Raw genomic sequence first — 19,590 nt, forward strand, 5'->3', positions numbered from 1 at the left:
TATGAATTTTGATAGTACTCCAAAAGACGCATCTGACGAACACCTTCTCGAGTTGTGTGAATTTCTTCGAGAAGGAGAACACTCCCGAGAAGAACTCTATGACGCAATAGATCAAGGTCGTACTCTGGTAAGCGATAACATTCGATATGGAATAGGGCTGGGGTTTTTAGAAGAATCAGAAGACGGTATTTCTGCCACCTCGCGTGGAATAGAAGCTAGCTATAATCAGGATAATCCAGCAGACCTTGTAGATCAATTCCAGAGTGGACTGCAAGAATATCAGCTGTATAACATTGTTCTTAAAGAATTAGCGTCAAATGATGTGTCGGAGAACGATTCTATAACAAAAAGTGATGTTCTAAAAGTATTTCGGACAGCAGTCGGTCTAGAAGCCAGCGAAAAAACGTTGGGATCAGCTGCAACAACTTTCCTTCAAACGTTGGCGGCGGCCGGACTAGGCGAATATATTGTTGGTAGAGGTGGAAACGAAACTAGGCTTGAACTCGATGAAGAATTTGAGGAACTGATCAACCCGATAGTCGAAAACGAACCAGACCAACCAGATCCTCAGCCTCGTCAAGAAGATGCTGGGTCTCAAACCCGGTCCAAAGCAGTTGATAGTCTAATACCCGAAGTGCAATCTAGTAATCCCTTCAAGATCAGCTTAGAATTATCTGGTAGCGAGGACCCATCTGAGGTTGAAGAGTTGATTGTTGCTGTTCGTCGAGGTCTCGCTCTGGACATCGATGTTTCTGAGTCAAACATAAACAATGAATCAACAGACAATGATGAATCTACAGAGATAGATGTAGATGGTTCTGAAGAGAACCTAGATCCTTCTGACCAAGAAAAGAACAGCAATCCAGATAATGAATCAGAGGCGGACTCTTCTGACAGTTCTTTAGACACGTTCATGGGTACTAGATCGGAAGCAGACGAAGAGTAAGAGCGGTTTCAGTGAAATCGCTTTTAAGTAGCACAAATATGACAATAAGGAGATAAATTTATGTGTTTTGAAGAACTAGCCGTAGATAGAGACTGGCCTATGTCTAATAAGGCCGAACACAGGAGCGCGACTAGAAGCTCCCGCGATACTATCAAGATCAACGACGCTGGTGATTCTCTCCTAGTTGTAGAAGTTTTGACTGGTAGAGGAGTGGTATTAGGGAAATCTGGAAGCGGGAAGAGTAACAGTGCAAGCGTTATTATAGAAGAATTGCTTGACGAGGGTTACCCTGTTCTCATTGTTGATGTTGATGGAGAATACTTCGGACTAAAAGAAGAATATGAAATCCTTCATCTTGGTGCGGATGAAGAATGTGATTTGGCTGTAGGACCAGAACATGCCGAGAAAATAGCTGAGCTAACTCTTGAGCAAAATATCCCTGTTATTCTTGATGTCTCTGGTTATCTCCACGAAGAAGAGCAGAAAGAACTTATCAAGGAAGTAGGTCGCTACCTTTTCGCTAAGGAGAAAAAGCTCAAAAAGCCCTTCTTGATGTTGGTTGAGGAAGCCCACGAGTATATTCCTGAATCTGGACTTGATGACGTAGGTCAGATGTTGATCAAGATCGCTAAACGGGGACGAAAACATGGTCTCGGGCTCTGTGGGATTTCTCAACGCCCAGCTGACATCAAGAAGGATTTTATTACACAGTGCGACTGGCACATTTGGCATCGGCTCACTTGGGACAATGATACCAAGGTCGTTCGCCGCGTTCTTGGGTCAGAGTATGCAGACGCTGTTCAGGAGTTAGATGATGGTGATGCGTTTATACTTACTGACTGGGACGATCAGATTCGACGTATTCAATTTCGCCGGAAACACACCTTTGACGCTGGGGCGACTCCAGGACTTGAAGAAATTGAGCGTCCTGATCTGAAATCGGTTAGTGATGATATTGTCTCTGAACTTGAAACCATTTCCGAACAGCAACAGACGGAAGAGAACGAAATTGAGCGACTCCGTTCGAAACTCGAGGAACGGGAGGGGAGGATTGACGAACTTGAAGAGGAATTAGAGAAGGCTCGCGATGTGAGTGAACTTGCGCAACGATTTACCGATGCACTCGCACAAAGTGACTCCAGTAGCAACTCTACCCGGGATCTAGAGGATACCGTTGAAGAAATTCGAGAAGAGAAAAACGAGGAGATACGGACGCTCCGACAAGAAAACCAACAGCTACGCAATAAGAATGATGAACTGCGTAGCCGAGTTGGAGAGTTAGAGCAAGCAGCTGAACGAGCAAACCGTTTGGATAGTTTTAACAAGAATATCGATGAGGTGGCAGAGGCATATATCAGGATGGGCGAAGCTCTTGGTCTTGATCCTCGACATGATGAAGCTGACCGTCTTCGTAAGCGCATTGAAAAACTTCAAGAGACAGTGGGTGAACTTCGAGGGAACCAAAATACGGAGCCGGAACCGGATACAGATACTGAAATAGCAGTGTATCAGAGATTCTTAGAAGACGAAGTAGTCCAAGATGCAATAGCTGATGCTAAGAGAGAAGCTTCGTCACCACGATACGTAGAAGGAGTTATTACAGCGGTTATGGCTGAAAATGAGCCTGTCACATACGATGAAATCGCTGATGAACTCGGTATTAGCTCTACAGGGCACGTAGCCTCTGCTGTCAATGCGCTCTATGAGCAAGACATTGTCACAAAATCCAAAGATGGTCGAGTGACCCAAGTTGATCTCAATATTGACGAGTTAGAGGAGATTCGAGCTGCTGCTCAACGTCGTGCAACATCGCAGGAACTGATGAGTAGTATATAAGCTACGGAGCAGCTAGCTCGTTCGTTTCGAGAGCATCCGTACGTTCTAGATGTCCTGAATCCTGTTCCTCAACAAGATCGGTGAATACTAGCCATGGATGGAGTCTTTTTGCGCGAGTCCTAATTGTCGATTCGCTCCATCCTTTCAGATAGCGTTCTGATACTTCTTCCATAACCTCGTATCTCTCGAATCCGCTCTCCGGAATCCGCTCACAATAGGCCTGGACGAGAGGGATTTCTAAGAGAGCATCTCGGAGAATGCGCTTGCGGTTTCCTACGCTTGCTTGCTGTAGCTCTTTACCGCGTTCGGTTAGTTGAGGACCGTTACGCTTTGACTCTGCAATTCCCAACCCGTAGCAGGTTGTGAGGATTTTGGCTGCATATCGGTCTGAGTATGCAGATCGCTCAAGAACCCCTTCTCGTGAGTCAACTCGGCTGATCAAAGGCAGTATCTCGAAAACCTTCTCCGGCGGCACTCGCGGATTGTTAGGTCCTCGTGGATTCTCCAAAGGTTCGGTAGTCTCCGAAACTTCGTCGATCTCCTCAGCTGCTACAACTCCGTTTGAATAGGTGCCTAGTTCGAGATAATCAATCCACTCGCCATATACTCTACCGTAGTTCTGGAATGTGCTATCAGCCGCAGCGTTTGAACCTGTTTCAAAACTAACCAGTCGACCAATTTCCTCTACTCCCATGGTCTCATCCTCAATCCGGTCCAGAAGTTGAGGTACACCTGGAAGCTCTCGGAATGCGTTTTCCAGTGGTGAGGTGTCTTTGAGTTGTACGACTCTTCGTGCGTCCTCCGACACCGAGAGCTCATTGTCCTCACGCTCAATTAGGCCCAGGATAGCTGGATCATGGACCTTATTCGACGCCGTCCTAGTGACGCAGCCTAGACTATCAGCGAGATCCTCGACTGTCGAAGCACCGCTAGTAGCTTCTCCCAGAACCTCTACCGTATGACTCGGCGGTTTGTATAGCCGCCCGGTCATGCATTGCCACCTCCTACACTCTCCTCAATTTGATCCAGCGCATTGGGAAGGTTTTCTGCGATCAAACAATGTTCGCTCTGTCCTTCCTTCTTAATGTAGCCTTCCTCCCGTAAGTCCTGAAGGTAGTTCCGAATAGTTCGATCACTCTTGTCGATACGATCGTAAAAGAATGAGGAAGTGAGAGTATCCTCTTCCGCTAACTCTCCTTCGTAAGCGAATCGCTGACCGATGAAATATATCAGCATTTGGGATTTTGTATCGAGACTGCGATATTGACCTTCCAAATTGATTGTACCATCCTCGTGGAGGCGGAAGAGTTTCTCTACTCGATCGAATTCCGATTCTAATATGGTCTCATGATCGGTGACCATCTGATCTTGTATTTTATCTTTAAGCGCCATTGTTGATCTCCTCCTCGACAGTTTTTAGAGCGGTAGCTGTAAGCCGCCACAGCTGGGTTTGTCCGTCCGTTCCATCCCGAAGTAGCCAGTCTCGGCCTTCCATCCGACCGAGCACGTCACTCATATTGCTAGCCGGTTTTACGCGGCACTCACGATATCCTTCTTCGATATCAGCAACATCGAACGTCTCTTTGCCACGGTACGATTCGAGATAATATGCTACGCTAAGTGCTCGTTCTGTGTGGCTGGAAGGGTTGAACGATTCTACGAATTCACGGATCCCTTCGGTTGCTTCGGGTTCTTCATCGCCATTGAGCCGTTGTTCTAGTTCGATGACTCGCTCTTCTAGCTGAGTTATCTGTGTCTGAAGCTCTTCAACTTCATTACTCATCGTCTTCACCCCCTTCGAGGTACTCGCGTACCTGATCTAGACTGTGTGCTGGAATCCGGTAGCTCCCATCGTCGTCTTCGACTTCTCCTTCGTTATTGAGCTCTCGGACTGTTGGATAGATTGTCCCCTTCTTGACTCCGCTTTGTTCGCTGATTTCTGTTGGAGTCATCCATTCAGTTTCAACCATGTCGAGTTCATTTCGTGCTCGTTGAGAGAGAAGCACGACAACGACCTTTTCTTTTGCCGTGAGATCACGGAAGGGCTGCTGTGGGATAAGGTCGCCACTTTGTTGGCCGATTCTGATGTATTCACTTAGGAGATCATGCAGAATCTCTTCACTGATCTCCTGCTCATCTACAAGCAGATTCTCGAGGGTTTGCTGGTTCTCGGACATCTCTACACCTCCACCATTGTACCCCAGGTATATAATTCTTGGTGTCCTTGCCATCAGGAACGAATAGAATGATGTTGGCACAGGCACGGTATATAAATGATTCCAGCATTCCAGAGCAATAGAGAATTTCCAAGCCACCAAAGCGAAAAATCATGCTCATACTTTAAATGTGAACGCGTTTCCCAGTGGATCGCTTGTTCAATTACTCCGCGACCTTCATCGTTGGCATAGGTGCGTCTAGGAGAATTAGAATAAATAACTACCGGTGGCACAATCGTTCCTTCCATCTGGGTCGGGATATTAAACGGAGAAATTTCTTCTAAACAGATCCCCGATCAGCCTGTAAGCTCGCTGGCTTAGTCGTCTAAGGGTGACGGCTCATCTCCCTCTATGGGTGATACACCGTCAATCATTCTGAGCACAGTTCCATATCCAACTCCTCCTCAAAACAATATTGCACCGTCTCCAAAGCCTCCCGCACACGGTTCTATATCCGTAATACTAGGATCCAGATCCCTATCACTAAACCTGCTAAAGACAACAGTAAGATTGAGGAGCGAGACAATCCGCGATCTTCGTCCGGTGTATCCGGCACATCATCGCCATCATCATCGTTATCATCGTCGCCGCCGGTACCGCCTCCTCCACCGAGACCGCCATCACCATCCTCAGAGTCCTCTTCCACAGAAACCGTCTCAGTCACAGAATCACTCGCTTCATCATCCTCAACCGTCAACTCAACACTATAACTCCCAGCCCCCCTCAGATCTCGTTACAAATCCAATGATTGCATACACTCTATGAGTTGTTCACGAGCTTCCTCACGATCAATACGCGTATAGATGTCCATCGTCTGACTATTCGCATCACCACGGATATACTGCAGAATTCGATCGTCCATCCCCTCTTGACGCATCAATGTTGTAAACACTGTCCGAAAGGTATGAGGTGTGAATTTTCGATGGAACTGTGTCGCACCTTCTTCCATAACGTCACAGTCAACGGCCGCATTCCTGACCGCTACCCGCACGCGTTCTCGAGAAACCCGATCCCCACGAATACTGACGAAGAGATAGTTGGAGTCGCCACTGGGTCGAACCATCTGGAACCGCTCTACACTCTGGATCGTTTCCTGATCGATCGGGACGACGGTCTGCTTCCCGCCTTTGCGTTTTCGGAGTCGGATGAATCCCTCTTCTAACATCAGATCATCAATCTCAATTTCGAGCGTTTCGGTGAGTCGACAGTCAGTTTTCGCCAGAAGCACTGCCACCATTTTGTTTCGTGGATCTGGAATTGCGCGGACGATCCGTTTTGCGTTCTCCCATGTCGCACAGTCCGGACGGTCATGGATCACCTTCGGGATCTCTTCTAGCACCACCCCTGCAGGATTGCTATCAATATCCTCGAACCGTGGTCGCTTCATCGCATAACTGAAGAATGCCGACAGTGACTCGAGATATCGGCGTTTTGTGTTTTGTGTCAAGCCCCGCTCGTCCAGTTGAAACAGGTATTCTTCGATGTGATAGATCTCTGTTTCGGCTGGCGATATCTCAGGGAACTGCTCGTGGTAGAGTTTCTTCAGCGTTCGACTGTACGCATTGAGGGTTCGCGGACTACGGCCTGTCGTTTTCTTCTGGCGAATGAAGTTGTTGATCTCTGCATGCTTGTTCTCGTAGATCGTTTCATACCAGTCGTCGGCCATCTATTCGTCACCCCCTTCGGATAGTCGCCAGCCGTGGCCCCGTCTGTATTCGACTGTGCCGTTTTCCGCAAGCGAGTACAGGGTGTCTTCGACTGGTTTTTGGACGAGGTCTTCGGTCGACTCCTCTGAAACGACTGTATTGACGATGTCCTCGAGCGATTGGTACCGATACGACAGATGGGGCGTGACGAACGTCGCGCTAGCAAAGCGAGATGGTGGGTGATTACCCCGCTTCTCCTGTTCTAACTCGCTCTGGAGCGTATCGACCTGCTCCTCTAACGCTTCAATTCTCTCTTGAGTTCGCTGCCAGCTAAGGAACCCTTCCTGACGATGAGCGCGTGCGTCCTCAATTAGCTCATAGAGGTAGACACTTCGACTGGGGTAGTCTTGTTGCTGTGTTTCTTCTGACCATGCCTTTTTATCAGAAGTGTCACAGTATATTGTCACCCGTGACGTGTCCTCTGAGATCCCAGTTGACTCGCGCCATCCATCACTTGGCATGGCGAACAACCCCTGCTAAGTCTGCGATTTTCAAATTCGATGCAGCGCGGTTTATCGTTGAATCGGTCCATGCTGACTTCAGCTGGCACCACTCGGATACCGGTGATGATGTCAGTTGACTTTTATATGAGTGCCGAGGCCGACATTCCATCCATCGGTGCAGAAGAGCGGTGCACGAACGCCACGAAAGTGGTGTCGTATCGCTCTCGGAGTGAGTCGAAGACGGTTCGGTGAACGAGAACCCCAGTTCTTGTCGCCCGCGAACTGATGGTGTCGAAACGACGAGAGTAGACGAGAGCGTGAACTCGATTCGGGTCGGTAGCGCACCGAGCGATCGAGTGGGGCCGTTAGCGCCGGATCGTGCGAACACGACGACGAGATCCACGTCAGAACCGCATCGCCGTGCTCCGTTCGATCCGTCCCGCTCTCGCCGCGCCCCTCATATCCCTCGCCCCGTCGAGAGGACGCCCCGCTCCCGCTCTCGATCGACCGCCCGACCTATTCGCGTTGAACCGGAAATAAACCCGCGAAGACGTCCGTCAAATGGCTTCAAACGTGAGAAAAACGGAATAACGGCATCCCCCCTTCAAGGGGGGCCGGCCAGCAAGGACGGATGCAAGCTATGAAACGAACAACGCTCATCGCAGCGGCGTGTGCACTGTTGGTCGTCACGACAGGGGTCGCCGTCGCAGCGCCCGGAAACGCACCCGTAGACGCAAACGAGAGCAGTGCTGACGAACGAGACGATCGAGGCGAAAACGGGTCCGCCCCCGATGAAACGGACGTACGCGGCGGAGAGGGTCCAAACGCAGACCTCCCCGAACGGGTTCCCGATCACGTCCCCGCGATCCACGATCGGATTTCGTCCTTCCTGGACGGTGACCTCGAGGGCTCGCTCGGAGACGCGATCAGCGAGGTGACGCCGGGCGACGACGAAAGCGACGAGGCCGACGGCACCAGAGAAGACGGAGCAACCGACGAGGCCGTCGACACCGACGAACGCGCCGACGACGAAGGGAACGAGTCGCACGACGACGAATAAGTCGAACCCGTCACCCGCCCATCCACGCTCTCAGTCTGTCGGCCGGCTCCGATCGGTGACGGGGTTCGGCTGGTGAGGGACACCCGGACCTGTCGATCGGTACTGGTACCCTCCACGTCGCCTCGCCCCTCCGATCGACGGTCGCGCGGTACTGACCGCGCAACTCCGAAGCAGCCTTGGCCGTTCGACCTCTCCGCTATTCTGCGGTGTGCCGGTGATCGTCGCGTCGAACGCCGTCGTGAGGCTGCGCTACCGGCCCCGGCGATTCCGGTCCGCCGGAGTCGGTGTCGTCCGGGAGACCGTGATCGTCCTCGTGGCCGTCGAGTCGGCCGGCACCGGTTCAGTATCGACACTTAGCGTGTCGGGTACCTGGATCTGGTCCCGTTGACGATCCTTCCTCCCCAACTCTGGTTGACACGGCCGAAGAACACTCCGTTCGGATCGTTCTCGGCCCCGGCGATTCCGTCTGCAGCCAGTCCGTTCGACGCTCACCTCGTGCGGGCTGTCTCGAGGGCGTATGTCACAACACGTATCAGGGTCGGAACGAAGGACGTAAAGAATGGTACCTCTCATCGGATCGCTCGTCGCCTTCCTCGTCGCACTGCTCGTCGGTGGGCTGGCGATCTTCGTCAGCGCGAAGGTCGTCGTCGACGTCGACGATTACTCGTACGCGATCGTCACAGCCCTATTCGGAGCGATCGCGTGGACGCTTGCCACGTGGGTACCGCTCGTCGGCCCGGTACTCGCGCTGGTCGCCTGGATCTGGGTGATCAACTGGCGGTACCCCGGCGGCTGGGGGACAGCCGCGATCGTCGGGTTCGTCGCCTGGCTCGCCGCGCTCGGTATCCTGTTCGTTCTCAACGGCGTCTTTCGGCTCGGCGTCGGCGCGTTCGGCGTCCCCGGCGCGTAGCGGGACGGGGACGACTCCCTGGCAATTCGACGTCTAGAGCGTCCGGTTCGGCGAACGCAATACCGACGAGAATACCGAGACGCCACACACACCGACCGCTGACGAGCCGTCTCCGGCGAACCGACAACGCGGGGGTTCGCCGACGGACTCTTCTGTTACGTTCGGACCGCCGGTCGAATCAGAGCTTGCGGGCCTCGCTGGCCTGTGTGGATCGCCGGCGGGCCTGTTCGAGACGGTTTTCGGTCGCGCGGACCCACGCCGGTTCCATCGAATTGCTGGCCTCCGACAACCGTGTCTCGACGCGGTCCAGGCGAGTCGCAACGGCATCGAGTTCCTGATTCGCACCGTCCCGGTCGCCTGCGGCCGCGCGGTCGGCGGCACGGCGGGCGGCTTCGCCGACGGCTTCGAGCGCCCGAGCAAGGCCCTGAACCGCACTGTTCTGACTGTCCGAGCCGTCCGGTTCGTCGCTGGCAGCCGTCACCCCGGCTCTGGTCTCCTCTGCGAGGTCGGCGAGGTACCTCGCCAGCGGGGCCTTACCCGTTCGAGGCTCGTCGATACGGACTCGACCCTCGTCGCCGGGGTTGAGCCGGAACGCCCCGAGTTCATCGTCGCTGTCGCGGACCTCCGTCGTGTACGCGCCACCGCGGTGGACGTACACCGCGTCGGGGCCGGACAGCGGCGCGTCGTACAGCCGCCCGGCGAAGTCGTCTTCGACGGCGAGGTCGGTGAGGGTGCTGTCAGCGTCGTCGGGATCGATCTCGAGTTTCGTGGCGTTCTCGCGGGCCACGACGGGGATTTCGCCGTCGACGCCGGCGACCGTGGGGGCGTCGTCGTCGGAGACCGTGACCGTCTCGCTGTGGGGAGCGACGCCGGCGCCGTTTATCGTCAAGGTGTGCTCGCCCTCGGGGACGTCCTGGAAGACGGCGATTCCCTGGAACGTCGGAACCGCTTCGGGGTCGCTCTGGAGCAGTGCGAACATCTCGATCGGCGAGTATTCGGTGGTCAGCCCCTCGTCATCGGGGGCGTCGTCAGATGTGACCGCGTTCGTGACGCCGGCGACGACCTGGTTGACCGGCGAGGGGTCGCTGATGGCATCGTAGCGGTCGGAAAGCGCCTGACGGTGGTTAATTTCGGTGATGTCGGTCGCCGGGTCGTCGTACCGGGCTCCTTTCCAAGGGACGCCGGTCGTCGTGATGTGGCCGGCCACAGCGTCCTCCGCGAACTCCGGAAGGGCGAACTCGAAGCTCAATTGCGGCCCCGTGAAGTCCTCGATGTGTTCGAGTTCGGCGGTCGGAACCAGCTCGTAGGCTACGTCGGGGTCGACTCCCTCGCGTCCCCGGTACTCGAAACGGTAGCCCGACTCTCGCTCAGGAAGGTCCGTCGGCGGCGACTGGAGCGCGTCGAACGAACGGACGGTCAACTCGTCGGGAACGAGATCCGAGGCCTCGACCGACGGCAACCGCTCGTGTTCGTAGATCGGTTCGCCCTCGAGTTCGGGGACCACGAACGGGAGCGCCACCCCCTCGTCGCGCGGGAGACCGTAGGCCAGCGGGATCGCCGCGACGTCTTCGAGGCTCTCGACGATACTGTTGGTGATGTCGGCCACGTCGCCGTCCAGCGGGAGCCGCTGAAAGCGTTCGGCGTCGTCGTTGATCGAGAGGGCGCTCGAGTGTGATCCGAGTTCCGACAGGATCCGCGGCCGCTGCTCGGGGTCGGGATCGAGGAACTCGTTGTTCGGCACCGTTCGGGAGTGGGAACTGGCGACGTACAGTTGCGGCTCGTCGGTGTCGGTGTCGACGAACACCTGTAGGACCTCCCAGTCGTGCCAGTGGAAGTTCGTGGTGAACTGATCGAAGACGGAGTAGCACCAGAACTGCACGACCGCCAGCGGCGACTCCTCGTACTCGACGGCGTGGTAGAACACTGTTGGGTCGGGCGGTTTGTGATCGTCACCATCGTTCCGACGCTTCACGTACCCGTCAAAGGCGTCGAATCCGTCCACGACGAATTCGCCATCCCGCTCGCTCTCGTATCGTCGCGGGTCCGTCGGGAACCACTGCTCGTGGCGGTCGAAGTACACCGTCGGTGCGAACCGTTCGGCGAGCGAGCGCGCCCTTTCGTCGTCGAGGTTCGAGGTGGCGCCATCGCCGCTCCGCTCGAGCAGTGAGCAGCCTGCCAGTGACGCGGCCGCCCCGGTCGCTACCGTCTCGAGTACTGTCCGTCGGTCGATCGACAGAGCAGAGTCTTTGTCTATCGTCACAAATTACAGGTCCTGACGACGGTAGTCCTTCCACACGTATCGTCCGATACGGCTGTACGGTTCCACATCGTCTATGAACCACTGTAGCGGACGTACGGATAGGCTTTCTGGAGTTATATAGCGCCGGACGTGACCGGAGTCTCGTATTGGTAGAACAACTGTACGAGCGGGCGCAACAGAAGCCGTAAACCAGCGGCTGTGGATAGATGACGAGTCGTGAGTGCCGAGGCCTCTTCTCCCGACGACTGAACTACGGAGAACCAGCAACACCGTTCTTCGGGATCGTCCCGGCGAAGAACGCCGCAGCGACGATCACCGAAGCGAAAACCAGGCCGCCCACCGACTCGACCACGGTATGGGCCTCGAGCGCCACGCGACTCCACGTCAAGCCCAGCGGAACCAGTAGGGACGCTACGAACCGTCGGTCAACGAACGTCAGAAATCCCGTCGACACCGCGGCGTAGACGACGTGACTCGAGACGTCCCAGAACGGGACGACCACGAGATGGACGGCCGAGGTACCGATCAACAGCAAACAGTACACCGGCAGCAAATCGCCCCACTCCCACCGATGCCAGGCGAACCAGATAACGACGAAACCCGCGATCAACCCGAGGCTCGCGAAGAAGTCCTCCCCGCCCGGCACCGAAGCCGAGACCGTCTCCGGACCACCCTGATAGATCCCAAACGCCAAGACAAACGCCACCAACACTGTCGCTACCCGACACGTAACACCTCTCCAACCGGCGTCTGTGGTCAACAGTTCGTATCCTGCTAACACGATTGTGACGACAGTAACGAGAAGTTCCGGAGCAAATACGCCCGATACCGCTGCGTCGACAACCATACCATCTCGACTCTCCTATCAGAAAAATCAGTTGCGGAAACCGTCGAACCCGCTACTGACCGGAAGGGTTGGCTTCTCGAAGACTGTAAGACCGTGACGAGTTTCTGCGCGATCTTTTCGCGGGGGATTGCTAAGCTCTTCTTCGGTGAACCGTGGGGAGCACACGAACTGCGAGTGTCAAGACCATCGTTTCGCGAAGATTTAATACACGCTGAGTGTCACCAACCGTAATGCCCACGATAACCGTCACGTGTCCGTACTGCGACAGCGAGGCGAGGACGTCGATTCCCGACGGTGCAGAATCGAAGGGAGTCGTCCAATCGTATAAAACCGGCATTTGGGGGAGGGATAAGCTGGTGGAGGTCTCGTGCGACCAAGGGCACCACTTCGGTGTGCCGTACGAGTAATCGGCTTCGGGGAGGCCACCCGGATCGCCGACGAGACGAACTCCGAGAGGGTTCTCCGTCTGTTCGCGCGTGTGGTTTTCGAGTGACCACCACTCTCACCCTCGACGGAAGCGACGGAAGATCGAACGCGGACAGACCAGTCGGATTCCACCCACGTTCACAAGACCTCTGGTCTTGTGCAGCCCATCAGAACGCAGTGCGTTCTGAGGACGGCTTCAGCCGCGGGCTTCCTCCTTGCATCTCTGTGAAACGCCACCGGAGCACCGAATTCGTATCGGGAGCGATGAACCTCGGACAAGCCTATTGTGTTTTCGCGACGCATAGAAAGGTATGGCCGACAATCCACCGAAGGTCCCCCGTCGTCCCATTCTACAGACGATCACCACCGCCTCGGTTGTCGGCGTAACTGGCTGTCTGGGGGACGCTGACCAGGAGGGAGAATCACCCTCGGAGCGAGCGGAGGGGTGGTGTCTCGAGGAGCTCAGCGACGAGGTCCCCGAGGAGTTCGAAACGATGGAGAGCGTCGACGGGCGCGAACGAGACCCGGACGACATCGTCACCAGAGAGGAGGCGGGGTACGTGTGTCGCTCCGAGAACGGACAACTGTGTGCGAACTGCACGTTCCTCATCACGAGTAACAGGAGCGGGTTCGCGGCCGCGTGTACCGAGGTCTCGGGCGAAATCCGAACGACCGACTGGTGTGGATTGTACCAGCCTGCCGAGCGGTTGGAGGAGTGACAGCCGACGCGTGACGAATCGGCCGCGGCGAGGGACAGGCGGCGTCTCAGCGTCGGTACTCGAGGGGTACGACGGTTAACCTCGACTCATATCGACTCGAATCGGCTCATATCGACTCGAATCGGCTCAACTCGAGTCCGCACGTCGTTACGGTGCTTCGGCGAGGCGGTCCACTCGTTTCGTTCTCGACGACGGACGCGTCCCGACCGGCGTCCCGTGGACACCGACGGGATACACCGGTGAACACGTCGCCAGACTGAAGGTCGTCAGGTGTGAGGGGTCGCCAATGACCGATTCGTTCGTGTTGGTGACGCTGTCGCGCCCCTTCGAGGATCCGGTCCTCATCTTCGCGCTGGCGATGTGCATCTTTCTGATCGCACCGCTGCTGTTCGAACGGCTCAAGGTCCCCGGGATCGTCGGGGTGATGGTGTTCGGCGCCCTCATCGGCCCGAACGCCCTCGGCCTGCTCGAACGCGACGAGACGATCGTCCTCCTGGGCGAGATCGGCATCGTCTACCTGATGTTCGTCGCGGGGCTGGAGATCGACGTCAACGAATTCCTCGAGAGCCCCGATCGGAGCGTCCTCTTCGGGATGGCGTCGTTTCTGCTTCCGATGACGGTCGGCGTCGCCGTCGGCGTGGGCGTGCTCGGGTTCGGGTTGCCGGCCGCGGCGCTGTTCGCGGCGACGTTCGCCTCCCACACCCTGCTCGCCTACCCGATCATCGACCGCCTCGAACTCGCGACGAACGAGGCCATCACGACCGCGATCAGCGGCACGATCGTCACCGACACCCTGGCGTTGCTGGTGCTCGCGGTCGTGATCCGCTCGCTCGAGGGATCGCTCGACCTCGTCTTTTTCGGCCAGCTCGGCCTCGGTCTCGTCGCGCTGTTCGCCGGCGTCTGGGTGGTCGGCCCGAAACTGGCCCGCTGGTTCTTCCGCAACGTGGACGAGGAGAGCTACTTCGAGTTCCTATTCGTGATGGCGGTCCTGTTCGCGAGCGCGTTCGCCGCCGAACTCGCGCAGGTCGAGGCGATCATCGGGTCGTTCCTGGCGGGGCTCGCGCTCAATCGACTCATCCCCCGGAGCGGGACGCTGATGAACCGCATCGAGTTCGTCGGAAACGCGCTGTTCATCCCCTTCTTCCTGCTCTCGGTCGGCATGCTCGTCGACGCGACCGTGTTCACGCAGGGGATCCGGGCGTGGCTCGTCGCGGGGTCGATCATCGCCGTCCTCCTGGTGACGAAATTCGTCGCCGCCTGGGGGACCGCACGCGTGTACGACTACGCCCGTGAGGAGTGGCTCACCGTGTTCGGACTGACGTCGGGACAGGCGGCGGCCACCCTCGCGATCACGCTCATCGGCTTCGAAGTCGGGCTGTTCGGCGAGTCCGTCGTCAACGGCGTCGTGCTCATGATAATGATCGTGGGCGTCGCGAGCCCCGCGATAACGAGTCGCTTCGGCCGGGCGGTCGTCGACGCGGAGGGCGGTGACGAGTACGATCCGGACGACGCGCCCGAGCGCGTGCTCGTTTCCCTGACCGACGGGGACGGGATGGATCTGCTCGTCGACCTCGCGGTGTTGCTACGCGGCGAGACCGAGGAACCCCTTCACGCGATGACCGCCGTTCGGAACCGTGCAGGAGGCGCCGACGCGGAGGTGGCCGAGGCCGAGTCGGTGCTCGAGTCGGCCGAGGAACGCGCGAGCGCCGCGGAGGTCCCCGTCGATACGCACACGCGGGTCGACTCGAGCGCCGTTCGGGGAATCGTTCGCACCATCGAGGAGAACCGCATCACCACCGTGGTCGTCGGCTGGACCGACCGGCACCGCTTCGGCGACCGCGTGTTCGGCGACACCGTCGACCAGTTGCTCGAGCGGACCGACGAGTTACTCGTCGTCTCCCGACTCGCGGAGCCGTTCGAGGCCGTCGATCGGCTCACGCTCGTGCTTCCGGGGCGCATCGCCGCCCACCCCGAGTTCTTCCACGGCGTTCACGTGATGAAAGCGCTCGCCGAACAGCTCGGGGCGCCCGTCCGGTGTCTGCTCCTCGATGGCGACCCGGAGACCTACGAGGGCCTCCTCAACAAGGTCGAACCCGACGTGACCCTGGAGGTGGAGGCGACCGACGGAGCGGGGATCGACGCCGAGGAGGGCGACCTGCTCGTCGCGCTCCTCCCGCGGGAGGGAGCGCGGGGGTGGCAACCCGGGCTTCGGTCGGTCCCGGGCCGCGTTCGAACGGCGACTGACGGCAACGTCCTGGTGGGCTACCTGTCGGAGGAGCCGTCGGACGCGCGTCGGTTCCTGCGCATGCGGTGAGTCGATCTATCGACGTCGCACCACCGAGGCGAACTCGCCGTTCTCGTCACCGGATCGACGGGGTCGACGTTCGTCCACCTCACGCGCGGTCTACCCGCGTTGAACCGGAGAAAACGCGCGAAATCGTCCCTCGAACGGCGTCAAACGCTCGAAAACCGAGTCTACGACGTTCCCCCTTGAAGGGGGTCCGACCGGGAGAGTCGGGTGCAGCATGAACCGAACAACGCTCATCGCAGTCGTGTGCGCACTGCTGGTCGTGACTACCGGTGTCGCCGCCGCAGTGCCCGGAAATGCGCCCGCAGACGCGGGCGAGAACAGCGCAGAAGATCGAGCCGGCTCGAGCGAAAACCGCGCGGACGGCGGGGATGCTGGCGACCGCGACGGTGTGGGCCCGAACGCTGACCTCCCCGAACAGGTTCCCGAACGCGTCGCCGCGATCCACGATCGGATCTCGTCCTTCCTGGACGGTGACCTCGGATCCTCGCTCGGAGACGCAGTCAGCGAGGAAACACCGAGCGATGACGAGAGCGCCGACGACGACGGTGAGGACGCCGACGACGACGGTGAGGACGCCGACGACGACGGTGAGAACGCCGGCGACGACGGTGAGAACACCGACGGACAGAGCGACGGCGGCGACGAATAACGCAGCCCTCCACACTCTGCGTCGCTCCTGCCACCCCCGCTGACGCGGTTCCCTCTCGAACACGTTTTCGAAGCCGTCGTAGATTCGACCGTTTTACAGACCGGGCGGACTCGTTGCACAGGGTTTCGCCCGCTATCCGTCCGTTCGACCTCCGAGTCGGAACTGTGGTCGGATGGCGTCCCACAGCCGACACCCGGAGTCGAATCGCCCGGAAGACGAACCGTACCGTGATCCGGGTCGCTCGTCGCACTGCTGGCCGCATCGCCCGTCGGTGGATCGGACATCTCCGTTAGCGCGAAGGTCCTCGGCGTCGACGACGACTCCTACGCGGTCGTCACGGTCATTCTCGGCGCGATCGTGTGACTGACCGCGGGGACACCCACCTCGGTCCGATACTGGCGCTGATCGCACGGGTCCAGGTGATCAACTGGCGGTGCCCAGACGGTCGGGCGACGGTCGCCGTCGTCGGGCGCGTCACCCGGCTCACTGCGCTCGGTCTCCCGTTCGTTCTCACCAGCGTCGTTCGACTCGTCGCCGGTGGGACCGGTGTCCCGGCCGCGTGGTGGGACGAGCGTGCCCCAAAGCGACGGCAAATCGGGGAAAACGAGGGCAAACCTCGTCGACGAACGTCCCGGTTTACGTGGGTGTCCGGCCACTGTCGAACCGTGATGCACGGCAAAACGAAACTCATGATTGCGGTTGCGATCGCGCTCCTCGTCGGAGCGACTGGCACTGCGGCGGCACAACCAGCGGACGGTCCGCCGGCCGACCTCCCGGATCCGGTACCGGAGTTCGTCTCGGACATCCTCGGCGCGATCACCGACTTCGTCGGCGGGACGATCGGCGCTCTCGGGGAGGTCGTTCGTGACCTCACGCCGGGTGGCGATGCGGGCGTCTCGAGCGGTAGTAGATAATGACAATGATTTTATCTTCTGAGCTCGACAATGGCCGATCCATGACTATAGAGCCCCTAGGAAGCAGTTCTGTGTCTATCGTATGTTTTAAGCGAGGTGCCGAGCACCGTCTCGTATGAACGGTCGTGCCGCCGTGGCGGTCGCTGTTGTCGCGCTCCTCCTCGTCGGTTCGGGGCCGGTCGTCGCGACCGATGGTACCACGGCGTCCGCGAGGACGCAGTCGGACCTCGAGACCGTCCAGCAGGACGAGATCGACGCGGACGAGGTCCGAATGGACGTCGCGATCGAGTCGGACGGGACCGCCGAGTGGACGGTCGAATTCTGGGTCGAACTCGACGACGAAGAGAGCGAAACGTCGTTCGACTCCCTGCGGGACGACGTCCGTGACGACCCCGATAATTACACCGAAAGCTTTGCGGAGCGGATGAACGAGACGGTCTCGACGAGTAGCGAGGCGACGGGACGGGAAATGTCGACGGACGGTTACGACGTGAGCACCGAACGACAGTCGTTCGCGCGCGAGTACGGCGTCGTCAGGTACACGTTCGACTGGCACGGGTTCGCCGCCGTCGAGGGTGAAGAACTCCGCGCGGGGGATGCGATCGAAGGGATCTACCTCGACGACGGGACGCGATTGTTGATCGAGTGGCCGGAGGAATACGAACGGCGTTCGGTCACACCCGAGCCCGACGACGAGCGCGATCGGGCCGTGATCTGGCGCGGCGGCGAGACCGAGTTCGTCTCGGGCGAACCGCGAGTCACCCTCACCGCCGCGGGGGCCGGACCCGGAACGGCGACGATCGTGGGTGTCGCCGTCGCGATTGGTGCCGGGTTCGGTGCGGTCGGCCTGTGGTGGTACCGCACTCGCGCGTCCGATGGAGGGGAAGGGATCGACGGAGTCGCCGGTCCGAGCGGCGAGTCCGACGCAGTTCGGACGCCTCCTCCGGATTCCGTCGCGGGACGGGCGACGACCGACGAGTCTGAGTCTGCGGGGACGAATGCGACCGGAACGGTCGATACGGAACTGCTCAGCAACGAAGAGCAGGTCCTCCGACTGCTCCGAGACGACGGCGGCCGGATGAAACAGCAGACCGTCGTCGAGGAGTTGGGCTGGACCGACGCGAAAACCAGCAAGGTCGTCAGCGGACTCCGCGACGAAGGACGACTCGAGTCGTTCAGGCTCGGCCGCGAAAACGTGTTGTCGCTTCCCGAAGCGGGCGACCCGGATCCGACGGCGCCGGGAGGTGACGAATCGGAATGAGCAGCGGCGGGACGGCCCCGGGGGTACAGGCCCGCCTCCCGAAGGGAGGAAATCCGACGAAATCGACGGACGGAAGCGGATCGAAAACGGCGTTGAATCGCGTTGACGATCGTTGAACCGACGTCATCGACTCGAACGTATATCATCGACGGAATACGAAACCCACCAATGAACCGAACCACTTCGATTGCGCTGCTTGCGATACTCCTCGTCGCGCTGGTCGCCGTCCCCCTCGGCGCGGCCAGCGTCTTTTCGAACGACGGGGCGCAGGGCGACAGCGAGACCGACGGCGGGAACGAATCGATCGAACCCGGCGAACAGTTCAGCGCCAGCGTCGGCGTTCAGGACGCCGAGATCGACGGCGACGTCTCGGAGCGGACGCTCGGAGCGAAGATCGCGAACGCCGAGACGAACGAGACGAAAGCCGCCGTCATCGAGGAGGACCACGAGGAGAACGAAGCCCGGCTTTCGGAACTCGAGACCAGGCTCGAAGCGCTGAACGAGTCCCGGGAAGACGACGAAATCAGCGAGGGGCGGTATCGAGCCGAAGTTGCGAGGACCGTCGCGGAATTGCGGAGTATCGAGCGACGCGCCGCGATAGCCGAGACGACTGCAGCGGAGTTGCCCGAGGACGCACTCGCCGAAGGCGACGTCGACGTCGACTCGATTCGAGCGCTTCGAGAGCGGGCCGGCGAACGGAGCGGGGCGGAGAACGCGGAGATCGCTCGCGGCATCGCCGGCGACGACGTCGGCCGGACGTTCGACGGCCGACTGCCGGGCGGCGCGTCCGATCTCCCGGGGGAGCAGCCGTTCGACGACCGCGGCGCAAACCGGAACAACGAGACGTCCGTTACACCGTAGGCTGACGACTGATTTCGGCGAATCGCTCCCTCGGGGAATCGAAACCGTCCCTTCTGACGGGCCGACCGGACGCCGACCCGCGCCGTCCGGCGGGCCGGTCGTCGTTCGAGGACGCCCGGAACGGGCGGTCCCGCAACAGGTCGCGAGGGCGTGAAGAGTCTCACCGAGACCGACCGCGTGCCGGCCGATCAGAGGGTCTACAGGCGGAGCAGGCCGAGTGCCTCG

At 58.6% G+C, this 19,590-nt stretch carries 19 protein-coding genes; 11 read left to right on the forward strand and 8 right to left on the reverse strand.

Going from position 1 to position 19,590, the window contains the following annotated elements; genetic code table 11:
* Position 1: 1 nt before the first annotated feature.
* Together RJT68_RS16470 and RJT68_RS16475 are read left to right on the forward strand one after the other, a co-directional pair.
* Complete coding sequence (locus RJT68_RS16470; RefSeq protein WP_407037619.1) at positions 2-946, forward strand: hypothetical protein; 945 nt, start codon at positions 2-4, stop codon at positions 944-946.
* 60 nt (positions 947-1,006) lie between these two features.
* Complete coding sequence (locus RJT68_RS16475; protein WP_407037620.1) at positions 1,007-2,782, forward strand: helicase HerA domain-containing protein; 1,776 nt, start codon at positions 1,007-1,009, stop codon at positions 2,780-2,782.
* 1 nt (position 2,783) lies between these two features.
* Here RJT68_RS16475 and RJT68_RS16480 read toward each other — a convergent pair whose 3' ends face one another.
* From RJT68_RS16480 to RJT68_RS16505, 6 genes are all read right to left on the reverse strand, one after another.
* A complete protein-coding gene (locus RJT68_RS16480; protein WP_407037621.1) occupies positions 2,784-3,773 on the reverse strand; it encodes an AAA-associated domain-containing protein in 990 nt (329 codons plus the stop codon).
* A complete protein-coding gene (locus RJT68_RS16485) occupies positions 3,770-4,174 on the reverse strand; it encodes a hypothetical protein (RefSeq protein ID WP_407037622.1) in 405 nt (134 codons plus the stop codon). The genes RJT68_RS16480 and RJT68_RS16485 overlap by 4 nt, the downstream gene beginning before the upstream one ends.
* Positions 4,164-4,565, reverse strand: coding sequence for a hypothetical protein (locus tag RJT68_RS16490; protein WP_407037623.1), 402 nt, complete (start codon positions 4,563-4,565; stop codon positions 4,164-4,166). Before RJT68_RS16490 ends, RJT68_RS16485 begins: the two co-directional genes overlap by 11 nt.
* Positions 4,558-5,097, reverse strand: coding sequence for a helix-turn-helix domain-containing protein (locus tag RJT68_RS16495; RefSeq protein ID WP_407037624.1), 540 nt, complete (start codon positions 5,095-5,097; stop codon positions 4,558-4,560). Before RJT68_RS16495 ends, RJT68_RS16490 begins: the two co-directional genes overlap by 8 nt.
* A gap of 634 nt (positions 5,098-5,731) precedes the next feature.
* Positions 5,732-6,664, reverse strand: a complete 933-nt coding sequence (locus RJT68_RS16500) for a tyrosine-type recombinase/integrase (protein ID WP_407037625.1) — start codon at positions 6,662-6,664, stop codon at positions 5,732-5,734.
* A complete protein-coding gene (locus RJT68_RS16505) occupies positions 6,665-7,165 on the reverse strand; it encodes a hypothetical protein (RefSeq protein ID WP_407037626.1) in 501 nt (166 codons plus the stop codon).
* Positions 7,166-7,787: 622 nt separating this feature from the next.
* Between RJT68_RS16505 and RJT68_RS16510 the strand changes: the two genes are divergently transcribed.
* Together RJT68_RS16510 and RJT68_RS16515 are read left to right on the forward strand one after the other, a co-directional pair.
* Positions 7,788-8,207: a hypothetical protein gene (locus RJT68_RS16510; RefSeq protein ID WP_407037627.1), complete on the forward strand. Its 420-nt coding sequence runs from the start codon at positions 7,788-7,790 to the stop codon at positions 8,205-8,207.
* 559 nt (positions 8,208-8,766) lie between these two features.
* Positions 8,767-9,117 carry a hypothetical protein gene (locus RJT68_RS16515; RefSeq protein WP_407037628.1) on the forward strand — a complete coding sequence of 117 codons (351 nt, stop codon included), beginning with the start codon at positions 8,767-8,769 and terminating at the stop codon, positions 9,115-9,117.
* 178 nt (positions 9,118-9,295) lie between these two features.
* On the opposite strand, the gene RJT68_RS16520 is transcribed toward RJT68_RS16515, so the two are convergent.
* Both RJT68_RS16520 and RJT68_RS16525 read right to left on the reverse strand, forming a co-directional pair.
* The gene (locus tag RJT68_RS16520) at positions 9,296-11,371 is read right to left on the reverse strand and encodes a hypothetical protein (RefSeq protein WP_407040397.1); all 2,076 of its coding nucleotides are present in this window, start codon (positions 11,369-11,371) and stop codon (positions 9,296-9,298) included.
* Between the two features lie 256 nt (positions 11,372-11,627).
* On the reverse strand, positions 11,628-12,224 hold the full coding sequence (locus RJT68_RS16525; protein WP_407037629.1) for a hypothetical protein: 597 nt from the start codon (positions 12,222-12,224) through the stop codon (positions 11,628-11,630).
* 230 nt (positions 12,225-12,454) lie between these two features.
* Here RJT68_RS16525 and RJT68_RS16530 point away from each other — a divergent pair, with 230 nt between their 5' ends.
* The 7 genes from RJT68_RS16530 (at position 12,455) to RJT68_RS16560 (ending at position 19,365) form a co-directional block, all read left to right on the forward strand.
* On the forward strand, positions 12,455-12,631 hold the full coding sequence (locus tag RJT68_RS16530) for a hypothetical protein (protein WP_407037630.1): 177 nt from the start codon (positions 12,455-12,457) through the stop codon (positions 12,629-12,631).
* Between the two features lie 330 nt (positions 12,632-12,961).
* Complete coding sequence (locus tag RJT68_RS16535) at positions 12,962-13,369, forward strand: High potential iron-sulfur protein (RefSeq protein ID WP_407037631.1); 408 nt, start codon at positions 12,962-12,964, stop codon at positions 13,367-13,369.
* A gap of 286 nt (positions 13,370-13,655) precedes the next feature.
* Positions 13,656-15,683, forward strand: coding sequence for a cation:proton antiporter domain-containing protein (locus RJT68_RS16540; protein ID WP_407037632.1), 2,028 nt, complete (start codon positions 13,656-13,658; stop codon positions 15,681-15,683).
* A 256-nt stretch (positions 15,684-15,939) separates the two neighbouring features.
* Entirely contained in the window at positions 15,940-16,329 is a 390-nt protein-coding gene (locus tag RJT68_RS16545) for a hypothetical protein (RefSeq protein ID WP_407037633.1), read from the forward strand.
* 668 nt (positions 16,330-16,997) lie between these two features.
* A complete protein-coding gene (locus RJT68_RS16550; RefSeq protein ID WP_407037634.1) occupies positions 16,998-17,243 on the forward strand; it encodes a hypothetical protein in 246 nt (81 codons plus the stop codon).
* A gap of 115 nt (positions 17,244-17,358) precedes the next feature.
* On the forward strand, positions 17,359-18,504 hold the full coding sequence (locus tag RJT68_RS16555) for a DUF7343 domain-containing protein (RefSeq protein ID WP_407037635.1): 1,146 nt from the start codon (positions 17,359-17,361) through the stop codon (positions 18,502-18,504).
* A 168-nt stretch (positions 18,505-18,672) separates the two neighbouring features.
* A complete protein-coding gene (locus RJT68_RS16560; protein ID WP_407037636.1) occupies positions 18,673-19,365 on the forward strand; it encodes a hypothetical protein in 693 nt (230 codons plus the stop codon).
* Positions 19,366-19,590: the final 225 nt, after the last annotated feature.

The sequence above is a fragment of the Halovalidus salilacus genome, assembly GCF_031852275.1.
GTDB classification, from domain to species: domain Archaea; phylum Halobacteriota; class Halobacteria; order Halobacteriales; family Natrialbaceae; genus Halovalidus; species Halovalidus salilacus.

Coding starts and splice junctions, on each gene's coding strand:
- RJT68_RS16470 (WP_407037619.1), top strand. CDS start 2: ATGAATTTTGATAGTACTCCAAAAGACGCATCTGACGAACACCTTCTC.
- RJT68_RS16475 (WP_407037620.1), top strand. CDS start 1,007: ATGTGTTTTGAAGAACTAGCCGTAGATAGAGACTGGCCTATGTCTAAT.
- RJT68_RS16480 (WP_407037621.1), bottom strand. CDS start 3,773: ATGACCGGGCGGCTATACAAACCGCCGAGTCATACGGTAGAGGTTCTG.
- RJT68_RS16485 (WP_407037622.1), bottom strand. CDS start 4,174: ATGGCGCTTAAAGATAAAATACAAGATCAGATGGTCACCGATCATGAG.
- RJT68_RS16490 (WP_407037623.1), bottom strand. CDS start 4,565: ATGAGTAATGAAGTTGAAGAGCTTCAGACACAGATAACTCAGCTAGAA.
- RJT68_RS16500 (WP_407037625.1), bottom strand. CDS start 6,664: ATGGCCGACGACTGGTATGAAACGATCTACGAGAACAAGCATGCAGAG.
- RJT68_RS16505 (WP_407037626.1), bottom strand. CDS start 7,165: ATGCCAAGTGATGGATGGCGCGAGTCAACTGGGATCTCAGAGGACACG.
- RJT68_RS16510 (WP_407037627.1), top strand. CDS start 7,788: ATGAAACGAACAACGCTCATCGCAGCGGCGTGTGCACTGTTGGTCGTC.
- RJT68_RS16515 (WP_407037628.1), top strand. CDS start 8,767: ATGGTACCTCTCATCGGATCGCTCGTCGCCTTCCTCGTCGCACTGCTC.
- RJT68_RS16525 (WP_407037629.1), bottom strand. CDS start 12,224: ATGGTTGTCGACGCAGCGGTATCGGGCGTATTTGCTCCGGAACTTCTC.
- RJT68_RS16530 (WP_407037630.1), top strand. CDS start 12,455: ATGCCCACGATAACCGTCACGTGTCCGTACTGCGACAGCGAGGCGAGG.
- RJT68_RS16535 (WP_407037631.1), top strand. CDS start 12,962: ATGGCCGACAATCCACCGAAGGTCCCCCGTCGTCCCATTCTACAGACG.
- RJT68_RS16540 (WP_407037632.1), top strand. CDS start 13,656: ATGACCGATTCGTTCGTGTTGGTGACGCTGTCGCGCCCCTTCGAGGAT.
- RJT68_RS16550 (WP_407037634.1), top strand. CDS start 16,998: ATGCACGGCAAAACGAAACTCATGATTGCGGTTGCGATCGCGCTCCTC.
- RJT68_RS16555 (WP_407037635.1), top strand. CDS start 17,359: ATGAACGGTCGTGCCGCCGTGGCGGTCGCTGTTGTCGCGCTCCTCCTC.
- RJT68_RS16560 (WP_407037636.1), top strand. CDS start 18,673: ATGAACCGAACCACTTCGATTGCGCTGCTTGCGATACTCCTCGTCGCG.